Origin of the sequence: Pseudomonas sp. B21-015, assembly GCF_024749285.1 — a bacterium.
In the GTDB taxonomy this organism is placed as follows: domain Bacteria; phylum Pseudomonadota; class Gammaproteobacteria; order Pseudomonadales; family Pseudomonadaceae; genus Aquipseudomonas.
Map to the genome: position 1 here is coordinate 3,214,783 of NZ_CP087196.1, position 13,275 is coordinate 3,228,057.

Consider the following 13,275-nt stretch of genomic DNA (forward strand, 5'->3'; position numbering starts at 1 on the left):
CGTTAAAAGGCCACGCTGCCTGCCCGCACGATAGCCAGTGCGAACTTGGCCACGATGACGCGGGCTAGCAAATTTTGTCTTACCGAGCCCGATATCTAAGGTAGCGCATAGACCTTGAACAGTTTCTTGGCCGTGTCGCCGACGCCTCCCAGGTGGTTGTCGTATGCCTGCTCAATCTCGCCTGATCGGTACATTTCACTCAGCGTGGTGTCGACCAGCAAACGGAAATTTTCGTCGTCTCGATCCACCGTCATTGCAGTCGGTGCGTACTCAAAAATACGCTCCAGTAGAACCAGATTTCCTGCGAAGTACTGTGTGCTGAGGCGATTCTGGAGCATTATGCGTTCAGCGAAAAAGACATCGGCTTTGCCTTCGTCAAGCAGTTTAAGGCCTGCGTCAGCGTTCTCGACCGTGACCAGGGTCGCCACCACACCGAGTAATTTCATCTTCTCACGGATCCAGTCCTCGGTGATTTCGCCAGCGGTAGCGGCATAGGTTTGGTTGGACAGCCCATGGTTGATGGTCGCTCGCCAAGTCGGCCCGGTATAGGCAACTTTTCCGTTAAGTACATTGAGCAACGCTTCTGGTGCGTCCTTACGCACCACTGCCGACAGGCCGGCCGTGTAGATCGGCACCGAGTAGCTCACAGTCTTGCGCCGCTCCAGTGTGGGCAGTGTCGGTGTACAGAGTATGTCGACCTTGCCCGAGCTGACGGCATACGCCTGATCGGTGTTGGTGACGGGCTGGTAGCGTATTTGCAACCCGGGCAAACCCAGTTCGGTCTTGACCTTGTCGGCGATTTTCAGACAAAGATCAATGGCATAACCGCTGACTCTATCGCCCGCCTGGGAGCTAAAAGGTGCATAGCCTGGCAGATAGCCGAGGGTGAAGGTGTTACTCGCCCGCACGCGTTCAAGGGTATTGGCATCGGCCAATACAGGTACCAGCGTGAGCAGGCTGGCGAGCAGCAGGTTGTTGGCTTTGGTCAGTTTTACGTTCATATCCTGGTTCCCCGAATTCAGATGTCTGTGCAGTCCTGAAGACAACGGCTAAGGATTGCCGGCCCTGGTCTGAACGGTTTGAGTCTCACCGACAAAACGCTTGGCGAGGAAGCCATAGAGCAGGTAGCCGAATGCAAGGACGAGGGTGCCGCCGAACACGGCGTCTTTGCCGCAGGCATACAGGGCGTATAAGGAATAGGCCACGGCAACCAGTAACAATGACGTGTTGCGGGTGTATATGCTTGCACTGACGTTGGCTTTGTACATCATGACCAGCAAGCCGGTGGCCGCCGTCACGTAGGGGATCAGGTTGGTCACTGCCGCCAGGCTGACGAGCTTTCCGAACTGGGCGCTGGCATTGGGCGAAATGGTCGACAGCGCCATCAAGGTCTGCAATACACCGCAGACGAGCATGCCGACAATGGGCGCATCCAGCGCGCTGACCTTGCTGAACAGTTTTGGGAACATTCCCTGGTCAGCCGTCATCTTGGCCGTTTGCGCCAGGGTGAACTGCCAGCCCAGCAGCGAACCAACACAGGCCATCACCGCCAGCGCCATGATGATGTTGCCGACTGTAGGGTTGAACATGTGCGCATAGACGAGCGCGAAAGGGGCCGATGAATTGGCCAGTTCGGCATTGGGTATGATGCCCTGAATCACCGTCGTCGACAGCACATAGACCACGGCCGCACCCAGCGTGCCGAGCAGGCAGGCCAGCGGCACGGTGCGTTTGGGATCTTCCACGGCATCGGAGGCTTGCGCGGCCGACTCCATGCCGAGGAATGCCCACAGGGTCAGGGGAATCGCCTTGCTGATGGCTTCGGAGATGGGCAGGTTGTTCGGGTTCCAGGCGGCAGCCAGCACATCAGGCTTGAACCAGAACCAACCGATGATGCTCAAGCCGGCCACCGGGATGATCACACCCCAGACGGTAATCGCACCGATCTTGCCCGTGATGCTGGGGCCACCAAAGTTGGCCACGGTGGTTAACCAGAGCAAGCCGACCGTTCCGATGAACAGCGGAATGGCGCCACTCCCCAGCCAGGGTACGAACGATGTCATGTACCCCACTGCGGAGATGGCGACCGCCACGTTGGCGATGGCCAGCGAAAGGAAGTACAGGTACGAACAGAGGAAGAACCCTGATTTGGCGTGCGCCTCTTCGGTGTAGGCGGACAACCCGCCGGAGCGCGGACAGTAGATGCCGCACTGGGAAAAGCAGTAGGCGATGGCCATGGAGCCTATGGCGGTGACGATCCATGACAGCAATGAAACGGCACCGAGTTGGGCCATGCTCGTCGGCAACATGATGATGCCCGACCCCATCATGTTCACCGTCACCAATGTGGTGAGCCCCATGAGGCTCATTTTCTTGCTTGAGTCGGCCATCGGAAACTCCTTGATCTGCGCAACGCATTGACCCTGAGTCCGGCGTTTGACTACTCGTCGGGTAAGGGGTTGAACCTTAGTTTTTGACCACATAAACCTTGTAGGTTGGCCGACCCGAGCTGTCACGCTCGATCTCCACCCCATGATTGTCATGTTCGAAGCCCGGGAAGTGGCCATCGAACAGTTCCATCGCCAACAAGTAATCGACGATGGCCTTTTTATCGGCACCCGCTTTTTCTCCGGGCATCATCAATGGAATGCCCGGCGGATAAGGCACGATCTGCACGGCCACGGTTCGATCGAGCATGTCGCGCACGGCGATCTGCTCGATATCGCCTTTTACCAGTCTGGCGTAGGTGGCCCGAGGCGAAGCGACCGGGTCCGGCAGCAAGGTGTAGGCCGCATCCATGTTGTGCAGCATCTGCGAGCTGATCATGTCCCGGTGCATGGCTTCGGCCAGGTCCTTGAGCCCCATGCCGCTATAGCGCTCGGCGTGGCTGAGGACCAGGTCGGGCAGGACCTGCTCCAGCGGTGTGTTGCTCTCGTAATGTTTCTTGAACTCCATCAAGCCGGCGATCAGCGAGCCCCATTTACCTTTGGTCACGCCAAGGCTGAACAGCACGAGAATTGAATACGGCTCGGTTTTCTCAACCACGATGCCGCGACTGGAGAGGAAGGACGACACTAGCGGCGCGGGGATACCGCTGTCCTCCATCTGGCCCTCGAGTGTCTGGCCAGGTGTCAGCACCGTGACCTTGATCGGGTCGAGCATGCAGTAATCAGCACCCAAGTCACCGAAGCCATGCCAACTGGCTGTCGGTTTGAGCACCCAGGCGTCGCCGTGATGCAGAACTTCAGGGTTGAGTTCGGCGAAAGGAACACCGTTGACTTCATCCGGTTGCCAGACACCAAACCACCAATCGTTGCCATCGCGCTCACGTATCTCATCGCTCAGGCGAGCCATGGCCTGGCGAAAGGCGATCGCCTCGTCGATGGACTCATCAGTCAGGTAGCCCCCCGCGTCATCCATCATTTTCGACGAGACATCGATCGAGGCGATGATGCTGTACTGCGGTGACGTCGAGGTGTGCATCATGAAGGCTTCGTTGAACAGAGCCGGCTTGACCTCAACTTTGCCCGAGCGGACATGGATCATCGAAGCCTGTGAGAGCGCCGCCAGTAACTTGTGGGTAGAGTGGGTGACTGTGACGGTGGCATCGTCGGGGTGGCGTTCGCCACGGTGCATGCCATAGCGGCCCTCGTAAAGCGGATTGAAGCGCGCATAGGCATACCAGGCTTCGTCGTAGTGGATGCGATCGACGCTCTGGCTCAGCTCGCGGGTGGTGGTTTGCACGTTGTAGCAAAGGCCATCGTAGGTCGAGTTGGTCAGCACCGCGAGCACCGGGGGCGTTTGTTTATCGCTCACCAGCGGGCTGTCTGCGATTTTCCTGGCAACTGCAGCCGGCGTCAGTTCTATAAGGGGGACCGGCCCGATCAGGCCCCGAGCATTGCGCCTTGGACGCAAATACAGCGGCACCGCCCCAGACATATTCAACGCATAGTTCAACGACTTGTGGCAGTTGCGATCGACCAGCACGGCATCGCCGTCGGTCACTGCTGAATGCAGGACGATCTCGTTACTCGCCGAACTGCCTCCGACCGAGAAAAAGGTGAAGTCGGCACCGAACACCCGGGCCGCGAACTTTTCCGCTTCATCTATGGGGCCTGAGTGGTCATTCAACGAGCCCAATTGGCCGACCGAAACACTGAGGTCGGAGCGAAGCATCTGCTCACCATAGAAGTCGAGGAACGTACGCCCGACAGCCGTTTTCATGAATGCCGTGCCGCCGGTATGGCCAGGGGTGTGCCAGGAATACTCGTGCGTATCGGCAAAGTTGACCAGCGCGCCGAAGAACGGCGGCAGGATGGTATCCAGGTAACGGCGGGCTGCCGCTTCTATGCGCCCGGCGATGAATTCGGCGCTGTCTTCAGGCTGCCAGATAAACCCGTCAATGCACTCGATAAATGCCAACGGAACCCGGCTCTGATGGGCTTGGCTCATCCCCAGCATGATCGGCAGTTGAGCCGTTCGCCGGCGCATCAGCTGGATAAGTTGCAGGGCCTGATCAGGCGCGTTCTCACACAGGCCCCATCCAATGATCGCGCAGCAGTAGGTCGAATTTGCCTTGATGGCGATTTCGGCCTCATCAAGAGATCTCACCCATTCAACTGCCACTTCATTCTCGTGCAGCGCTGTGGCGATGGATTGGACACTGCGCACCAGAATGTTGTCGTCGGTTTCCAAGGCATCAGCCACGATCAACACGGGGTAGCGCTGCGCCAGGTCGGCGGGTAACCGTGTTTGCGAGCGACTCATGGGCGTCTCCTTTAGAAAGTGGCTGGCGATGCATCAGGTTTTGAGTACGTAGCCATAGGCACTGGTGCGTCCGCCTTCCTGCTTCAGATAAACGCCTTGCAGTTCCGGTGTGAAGCCGGGCAAGCGGTTGATGCCATCCTCAAGCGCCAGGAAATACTTCAATACCGCGCCACCCCATATTTCGCCGGGCACCACGCAAAGGACACCCGGCGGGTAGGGCAACGCGCCTTCGGCAGCAATGCGTCCATCGGCTTGTGCCAACGGCACCAACTCGACATTGCCGCGGATGTATTCGATCTGCGCCGCCTGAGGGTTCATCGCCTTTTTGGGAAAGTGCTCCTTTCGGAACATGTCTTTCTGCAGTTGCTGAACATTGTGGCTGCGGTAGAGGTCGTGCATCTCCTGGCAGAGCTGGCGGATCCTGTAGTCGCGATAACGTTCCTGGTACTGCTCGTAGATCGCCGGAAGCACCCTGCTCATGGGGGCATCATCATTGATGAAACGTTCGAAGCGCGTTAACTGCGCGGCGAGATGGCTCATTTTTGCCCAATCTTCGGCGGGTGTAAGCAGAAACAGAATCGAGTTGAGATCGCATTTCTCAGGAACGATGCCGTTCTGCCGCAGGAAGCTCGCCAGGATGCCGGCATGGATACCAAAATCGGTGTAGCTGCCGTCGACGGGGTCAATGCCAGGTGTTGTAAACAGCAACTTGCAGGGGTCGATGAAATATTGTTTGTCGGCATACCCGGGGAAGGCGTGCCAGCGATCCTTCGGATGAAACTCGAAAAACCGAACGTCGTTGGCGATCTCATCGGTCGGGTAGTCCTGCCAGGGGCGACCATCGATGGTGCCCGGTACGAATGGGCGGATCATGGTGCAGGCTTCCATGATCAATTTGCGCGCATTGATGCCGAACTTGACGCAGTCTTCCCACAGGCGCAGGCCGCTGCGGCCAGCATGGATGCGCGCATTGACATCCAGTGACGCAAACAGCGGATAGAACGGGCTGGTGGAGGCCTGAGCCATGAAGGCATTGTTCACTCGAGCATGGTTGCAGTAGCGTGCCTGACCCTTTATGTGCCGGTCCTTTTTGTGGATCTGTGAGGCCTGGGAAAAGCCGGCTTGTTGCTTATGCACCGATTGAGTGACGAAGATACCGGGGTCGTTCTTGTCAAGATCGAGCAGTAGTGGCGAGCAGTCCTTCATCATCGGTATGAACTGTTCGTAACCGACCCAAGCCGAATCGAAGAGAATGTAGTCGCACAGCTGACCGATTCGATCGACCACCTGGCGGGCGTTGTAAATAGTGCCGTCATAGGTGCCGAGCTGGATAACCGCCAGACGAAACGGACGCGCCAGCGTGGCCTTGTCTGGAGCGACCTCGTTGATCAGCTCACGCAGGTAGTCTTCCTCGAAGCAGTGGGCGTCTATTCCACCGATGAAACCGTAGGGATTGCGCGCGGTTTCCAGATAAACCGGTGTGGCACCCGCCTGGATCAGGGCGCCTTGGTGAACGGACTTGTGGTTATTGCGATCGAACAGGACCAGATCGCCCGGCGTGAGCAAGGCGTTGCTGACGACCTTGTTGGAGGCCGAGGTACCGTTGAGCACAAAGTAGGTCTTGTTGGCGTTGAACACTTTGGCGGCATGTTTTTGTGCAAGCAGCGCAGGACCTTCGTGGATCAGCAGATCGCCGAGCTTGACGTCGGCGTTGCACAAGTCGGCGCGAAACAGTGTTTCGCCAAAGAAGTCGAAGAATTGTCGGCCGACCGGATGCTTGCGAAAGAACTGGCCGCCCTGATGGCCTGGGCAGGCAAACGTCGCGTTGGCTACTTCGTAGTACTGCTTGAGCGCATTGAAGAATGGCGGGAGGAGGGTGTCTTCATAAGACTTCGCAGCGGTTTCGAGTTGGTGTCCATAGTGATCGAGGTTGTTTTGCGATAGATCGAAAACACCATTTACCTGCAGCAGCACGTCTTGCAGTTGCTTGTAGATGTCCAGGGCACGATTGCCGCCGTCCTGGGAGACGACCAGAAAAATCGGGATATCGAAACCGGTACGTTTAATGGTTTCCAGCGCGCCGGCCAGCACATCGTCTCGGGAAACCACAGCTACCGCCACGTCGGTAAAGTCGGTCTGGTCGAAGGGGACAATTTCTCGGCCCGTACGGAAGCAATCACGAACCGAGACGCTGGCGGCAATTTTCAAGTAACTCACAACATTCCCCCAAGCCGGTGCGAGGGCACCTGCATTTGAGCGCTGTCAATATGTGGGCTACTGCAAAAAGCCCTGATCTAAATATTTGGCAATATTGGGTATAGACTCATCTTGGCCAGTCGGGATTTTTTTCTTCACTGCCCGAGAAGCCTTGTGTATCAATCCTGAGAAAGCTGCTTTAGCGAGTGAGGTACATCGTGCTGATCGAGAGGCGGACTGGAGGAAATCGTCTCCGACCACAGAGGATGATGTGTAATCATTTCCAGAGAGTGCGGAGCATTAATTCGCGAATTCAATCTCTCGACAAACGACTCAGCTCCATCAAGGCTGCGAAAGCTCGCCACCCACAGGCCCATGTGAACCCTCCAGCGATTCTGCGCAGGGTTTTGTTCAATATAAATCTTCATTTGACGCGTTCCAAAAATGCAGAGGTCAGTCGTCCTGACGTGTGCAGGCTCATCCCTTTGCTTTCTGTGTACGGTGTACGCTGGCGGTGAGCAATCCATGGCGTTGCATCGTTGCGTGTTTGCCAGCGTGTACTCGCTCAACCGGCAAATTATTGATCTATATCAACCATCCTGGCCTGTTTGCCCGCTGCCTAATACCGTATGTCGGACAGCAACTGTCCAGCTCGATACGTGCTCTGTATACGCAGCGACGGGGCGATCGAGACCACAATTTAGAAGCGCTCTAAAAGGGGGAAACGAGCTTACGGAGAGCGGAAGAGTTGAGTGTTATTGTTAATGATGGTTTGTATGATTTCTACCGAACCATTGATGGCGAATTGAACCTCCATGCAAACGAGTAAAAAACCCATCAAGCGTAATATGGGATCAATCCCTGACTCTCTGTTGCTTTCATAATTAAGTCTGAAGCGCGCAAACAGCACCAAAGAATTATAGAAGTTGAAAGAAAAATCAATGGTGGGGCTGTTAGCAATGCCCAGGACGGAAAAGTCGTGCTGTGTTTAATGGTGGCAGAAGCACTTATGTAGTAGGTGAGTGTCATGATAATAAAGACATACACTGCAGTCAGGAGTGCCTGTTTGTTTTTTTGTTCTCGACTAAGCCCTTGGGAAAGGGCTAGAAAAAGCGCCACGGTGGTAGGGGGGTTGATCAATGGCAGCAACGCCAGCAGCCCAAGAATGATCGCGTCGAATAAACTGTCCATGCTTGGAGATCCTGCAAATAGCTGAAAATTCCGCATATCGCCTACACCCGTACGTTGGCTGGTTGTTGCGGCGGAGAACCGGTCACCAGCGTGGATGTGACCTCCGTCGACATGCTGGCCGAGTTGGACGAAACTTTGAATGAGGCGGGTATCAAGTTGTGCGTGGCCGAGATGAAGGACCCGGTCAAGGACAAGCTAAAACGATTCGGGCTTTTCGCGCGGTTTGGCGAATCGGCGTTTTTTGTAACAATAGACGATGCCGTCGACAACTATCTCGTGATTCATCCGGCGGATTAGCCACCTCCAGTTCCACGCGGAATTGTTTTAGAGAAGTTTGGCGCAAGCTAAAGATTGCTTTGAAACAGATTAGTCATAACCAAAAAGAATAGATAATTTGCTTTTGCATTGCATTTGGTTATTTAAGCGAGATAGGGCAGACCTAGCCTCAAGAGGACTTGCCAGCCTTCAAGAGAGCCTGGAAAGCCTTCCCAGTGGCTTGTTCAGCCTCCTGGGTGAGAACTGTCATAAGTGCTGGTTAGTTTCTTCCTTATTTGCCGGATCCGACGGATCATCTAGCAAGCTTGATATTTTTTTTCAGGCAGTTAACTTGGTGGCTTTGTTCGCCGTCAGATGGCAAAACTGTGCATCTGAATTTGGCGAATTCCACTAGGTTGGCTCCAATGGGTGTGGTCTTGATTTGAGCTAGAAGTTTGGCGCTTGCGGACCGTTCACGTTCCCTTTGGGATTATCAGAAGACCCAAATATAAGTGCGATGATTGCAGCCCAGCCATTTTTCCATTCGGTACGGAGCTGCATGCATTTTTTCCATCAACGGTGGACGCAACGATGTTGTTTCTGGGGAACGGCATTCAAGCGCAGTAACTGACGCCATGCTGTGCATGACTGCGAGGATGGAGGCTTTGCCAGGCTTCAAATCTGACCGCCAGAGCTCCTCAGCTCCGCATATTACACATCGCATAATGTATATTATGTTAAATGATGTGTCAGAGCGGAACTTTTACAAAATGTCCATTTTTACGATCCTATGACTATTTTTCCAAGAACCTGTGTCGCGTTGAAATTCATGGCCTTACCCTGCATTCCTCTCAGCTAGCCTAGACTAACCGTCCACTGACCAGTGTCGCGTACCATTCAACGTCTACACTCACTGCTAACAAATCCAATATTACGATGCTGGTATCCACATGGCGTCACCGTTTGTCCCTTTCCCAATTTTCTGCCCTTACGCTGAATAGCGTCCATCAAGCCTCAGTCAATTTCCAAAAAATGCCGATGTGATCGCTAAGCTGGAGGCTGTCACAGCTTCCAGCCGTCCATTTGTCAGCGCTTGACTGCCAACGATATCTGGCATGGTTGGCGCATAGCTGGAATCCTGAGCAAGCTTCTGAGGCTTACTATTTCGAAACCACACACTTCGAGCGCCTTCTAAACTGGAGCTTCTCTCAAGGCATTTCATTATTGGATTTAGAATCCAATGGTCTCCTTCAGTACGCGTCCTTTTTCTGCAATCCGCCGCCTGACTGGTGCACTACGAAAGCATGTTCAAAATTCCTCGCGGATCCATTGGAGCGTTACCAGAACTGGATGATCAACCCTGACTGGCGGCCGTTCCTTTCGTTACCTCGTGACGCATCACGCCAACTTGGTCTCGCGCAGGCCGTTCTGAATAAATTCTATGACTTTTATTATCATGAAATTTCCTCAAGCCGATCCATACCAATCCTCAAAGGTAAGTCCCTGCACTCGAAGAATTCGCCAAAATTGACAGATTATGAAATGGATTGGTATCTGAGTAATCTTCAAGACTTACGTTACAGTGAGTCCTACAAAATAATCACGCTTGTATATTTTGCACTCGCTAGGAGTTCAAGGCTTAAGCGACGGCGATTGATAGGCACGCGGAGTAGCCCTGGATTACGCAACCAATTTTCTAAAAACTTTGATGGCAAATGGGGAGAAACGCTACCAGGAGGTGAATTCAAAGCCTTGGGTAAACAATTCACCTTGATTTTTGAAAGATATCTGAGGCATTTGGGGCTGGATCCTGAAATGCCGATACCTCCACACAGGCTGTTTGCGACATCACCTGACGGGAAATTTGCGAGGAAATGCAGAGAAGAACTGATCAGAATGGCCCTCAAGTCTGAGGATCTCCAGATCAAAGAGGCTGCAGAAAAATTCCAATACCTCACATTTTCTACCTTGCGAAGATCCTCAATCTTCTAACCAAACTCGTATTCCATGCAGTGGATATCGTTGATGGAGAAGAAATACGTGCCCTCCTCCTCTTTCTTTCCTAGCATGAGCGTTAGGCGCGCCACCACGCCCCCATGAGCTGTAATTACGAAGTTGGAGGCAACGTGCGTGGTGCGCTGGACACGATCAGAAAAATGAAGAGTTCATCAACATGACGCTAGCTGTGTTGATGGTACCGAATTGACCTTGCTTCCGTAGGTGGTAGAAACAGTAGACAGTCACACCACTGGCGGTTTCTGGCCCAGAGTGTGTAAAAACACAATCGCAGCTCGCCCTTCACAGGCTAGGTGCCAGTCGCTCGGTCATACGTTCTCATTATCCGATCGGATAAACGAATACCGATCGATATCAGACCTAAGCTGCCAACCTTGACTGTGCCAATAGTTAGCAGCTGTTACATTGTTCTTGAAAACGTCAAGATGACATTTAAGTATTCCGTATTTCTCAAGACTCGAAAGACAGCGCTCTACCAACGCATTTGCTATGCCTTGCCGCCGATACCGAGGAAGGACAACCAAATGTTGCAAATATCCTCTGCGGCCGTCGTGCCCACACATGATGCAACCGCAAAGAACGGCTCCGACTTCAGCAACGAAGCTCATCCCGGGATTTCGCTCTAAGTATTTCGAGGTTGACTCACGAGAGTCGGCATCACGGAAGGAAACGCCTGGGGTACGCCTCATTAGATCGATGACCGCATCGTAATCGTCTATGGTCATGACACGGATGTTGAACATTGATTGAGCCTGGCTTTGTTAACTGTCTGGCCCAGCAGACTAGCAGAAGCAGCTTTGATGTTGCTGCGCTGATTCGCGGTATTGAGGCTTAGAATAGTCAGCATTTACACAGGGATCGTCCATGAAGCGCTTCATCCGTAAGCGTCTGGCAAAGCCATCTGGTCATCCCTGCGAAACCAGGACATAGGGTTTGACTCCGGTGGTAGGGCCAATGATGGTGCAGTAAGTGGCCCTCATGCGACACTCCCCGCCCTACAAATCAGGGAGAGTGTTGACATGGTGCGTTTGCTTGCAGTTTCAGGGAGTCTTCGCGAGGCCTCCTCCAACTCAGTGCTATTGCGTGCAGCTGAGGTTCTCTGTCCCAAAGGGCTGTCGATAGCGCATTATCACGAGGTTGGCCAGTTACCTCATTTCAACCCGGACTTCACGGAAACTCCTCCTGAATCCATCATGGGCTTACGCTTCAGTATCGCCCACGCGGACGGCGTTCTGATCTCTTGCCCTGAGTACGCTCGCGGAATTCCCGGCTCATTCAAGAATATGCTGGACTGGCTCGTTAGCTCTGAGGAGTTCCCAGGCAAACCCGTTGCTCTTTTCAACGCTTCACCTCGGGCTTCGCACGCGCAGGCGGCACTGCGGCTGGTTCTGGAAACAATGTCGGCTTGTATCGTGGAGGAAGCATCAATATCCGTAAATTTGCTTTCCACGGAATTGAGTGCAGATACCATCGCAAATGATCCAACGATCCGCCCACTGATTGTTTCCGCACTTGAAGCATTCAAGCAGCAAATTGTAGTGGTCTAATGAAACCGGACACCCATTTAGGCGAGAATGCTCGCCAGATAGAGGTGTCTGATGACCAAACAACGTCGTTCCTTTTCCGCTGAATTCAAACGCGAGGCCGCAGGCCTCGTGCTCGATCAAGGCTATAGCCATATCGAAGCCAGCCGCTCGCTTGGGGTGGTCGAGTCCGCGTTGCGTCGCTGGGTTAATCAACTCCAGCAGGAGCGCAGCGGCGTGACTCCGCAGAGTAAGGCGCTGACGCCTGAGCAGCAGAAAATCCAGGAATTGGAAGCTCGAATCGCTCGCCTTGAACGGGAGAAATCCATTTTAAAAAAGGCTACCGCGCTCTTGATGTCGGAAGAGCACGAGCGCACGCGCTGATTGATCAACTGAGCCCCCAAGAGCCGGTTGATTGGCTTTGCGCAGTCTTTGATGTCACTCGTTCGTGTTACTACGCCCACCGCCTCAGGCGCCGAACTCCAGACGTTGAGCGGCTGCGGTTGCGCAGCCGGGTTAACGAACTGTTTACGCAAAGTCGAAGCGCCGCCGGTAGCCGCAGCATCGTGTCGATGATGCAGGAAGACGGCGAGCAAATTGGGCGGTTCAAGGTGCGAGGCCTGATGCGGGAACTGGAGTTGGTCAGCAAACAACCTGGATCACATGCCTACAAACAAGCGACGGTTGAACGGCCTGACATTCCGAACATCTTGAATCGAAAGTTTGATGTGCCGGCGCCGAATCAGGTCTGGTGTGGCGACATCACCTACATCTGGGCTCAAGGGAAATGGCATTACCTGGCTGTCGTTATGGATCTTTACGCGCGCCGAGTGGTGGGCTGGGCGCTGTCGAACAAGCCGGATGCGGATCTGGTCATCAAGGCGTTGGACATGGCTTACGAACAGCGTGGCAGGCCTCAAGGACTTCTGTTTCACTCGGATCAGGGCTCGCAATATGGCAGCCGCCAGTTTCGCCAACGGCTCTGGCGTTACCGCATGCGCCAGAGCATGAGCCGTCGTGGAAACTGTTGGGATAATGCGCCGATGGAGCGCGTTTTTCGCAGCTTGAAAACTGAATGGATACCGACCGTGGGCTACATGACGGCTCAAGAAGCGCATCGAGACATCAGTCATTATCTGATGCATCGGTACAACTGGATTCGACCGCACCAGTTCAACGATGGGCTGGCCCCAGCTCAGGCCGAGAAAAAACTTAACGTCGTGTCCGGGATTAGTTGACCACTACAAATCGATGGCAAAAAAAGCGGGCTATCTTCACAGAGATTCCGCTAGTTAAGTCGATAGTAAGCGTTTGGGCGGCGGTGGGT

General features: G+C 54.1%; 10 protein-coding genes and 1 pseudogene. 4 read left to right on the forward strand and 7 right to left on the reverse strand.

What is annotated here, in order from left to right; genetic code table 11:
- Positions 1-95 precede the first annotated feature (95 nt).
- From LOY38_RS14300 to LOY38_RS14325, 6 genes are all read right to left on the reverse strand, one after another.
- On the reverse strand, positions 96-1,001 hold the full coding sequence (locus LOY38_RS14300) for an amino acid ABC transporter substrate-binding protein (protein WP_258700582.1): 906 nt from the start codon (positions 999-1,001) through the stop codon (positions 96-98).
- Positions 1,002-1,049: 48 nt separating this feature from the next.
- Positions 1,050-2,390, reverse strand: a complete 1,341-nt coding sequence (gene potE, locus LOY38_RS14305; protein ID WP_258700583.1) for a putrescine-ornithine antiporter — start codon at positions 2,388-2,390, stop codon at positions 1,050-1,052.
- A 76-nt stretch (positions 2,391-2,466) separates the two neighbouring features.
- On the reverse strand, positions 2,467-4,767 hold the full coding sequence (locus LOY38_RS14310) for an Orn/Lys/Arg decarboxylase N-terminal domain-containing protein (protein WP_258700584.1): 2,301 nt from the start codon (positions 4,765-4,767) through the stop codon (positions 2,467-2,469).
- Positions 4,768-4,800: 33 nt separating this feature from the next.
- Positions 4,801-6,984: an ornithine decarboxylase SpeF gene (gene speF, locus LOY38_RS14315; RefSeq protein ID WP_258700585.1), complete on the reverse strand. Its 2,184-nt coding sequence runs from the start codon at positions 6,982-6,984 to the stop codon at positions 4,801-4,803.
- A 158-nt stretch (positions 6,985-7,142) separates the two neighbouring features.
- Positions 7,143-7,391 carry a hypothetical protein gene (locus tag LOY38_RS14320; RefSeq protein WP_258700586.1) on the reverse strand — a complete coding sequence of 83 codons (249 nt, stop codon included), beginning with the start codon at positions 7,389-7,391 and terminating at the stop codon, positions 7,143-7,145.
- Between the two features lie 409 nt (positions 7,392-7,800).
- Positions 7,801-8,154 (reverse strand): MarC family protein, encoded by a 354-nt coding sequence (locus tag LOY38_RS14325; protein ID WP_258700587.1) that lies wholly within the window; start codon positions 8,152-8,154, stop codon positions 7,801-7,803.
- A gap of 37 nt (positions 8,155-8,191) precedes the next feature.
- Here LOY38_RS14325 and LOY38_RS14330 point away from each other — a divergent pair.
- Together LOY38_RS14330 and LOY38_RS14335 are read left to right on the forward strand one after the other, a co-directional pair.
- A pseudogene (locus LOY38_RS14330) lies at positions 8,192-8,451 on the forward strand (STAS domain-containing protein); the annotation flags it as partial.
- A gap of 1,077 nt (positions 8,452-9,528) precedes the next feature.
- On the forward strand, positions 9,529-10,401 hold the full coding sequence (locus tag LOY38_RS14335) for a hypothetical protein (protein ID WP_258700588.1): 873 nt from the start codon (positions 9,529-9,531) through the stop codon (positions 10,399-10,401).
- A 332-nt stretch (positions 10,402-10,733) separates the two neighbouring features.
- Here the strand turns inward: LOY38_RS14335 and LOY38_RS14340 are convergent, their stop codons facing one another.
- Positions 10,734-11,168, reverse strand: coding sequence for a GNAT family N-acetyltransferase (locus tag LOY38_RS14340; RefSeq protein ID WP_258700589.1), 435 nt, complete (start codon positions 11,166-11,168; stop codon positions 10,734-10,736).
- A 276-nt stretch (positions 11,169-11,444) separates the two neighbouring features.
- Between LOY38_RS14340 and LOY38_RS14345 the strand changes: the two genes are divergently transcribed.
- Both LOY38_RS14345 and LOY38_RS14350 read left to right on the forward strand, forming a co-directional pair.
- On the forward strand, positions 11,445-11,972 hold the full coding sequence (locus LOY38_RS14345) for an NADPH-dependent FMN reductase (RefSeq protein ID WP_258700590.1): 528 nt from the start codon (positions 11,445-11,447) through the stop codon (positions 11,970-11,972).
- Positions 11,973-12,023: 51 nt separating this feature from the next.
- Positions 12,024-13,186 (forward strand): IS3 family transposase gene (locus tag LOY38_RS14350; protein ID WP_258696306.1). Its coding sequence is split into 2 segments (ribosomal slippage): positions 12,024-12,279 and positions 12,279-13,186, totalling 1,164 coding nucleotides; the frame shifts between segments, so codons are not numbered across the junction.
- Positions 13,187-13,275: the final 89 nt, after the last annotated feature.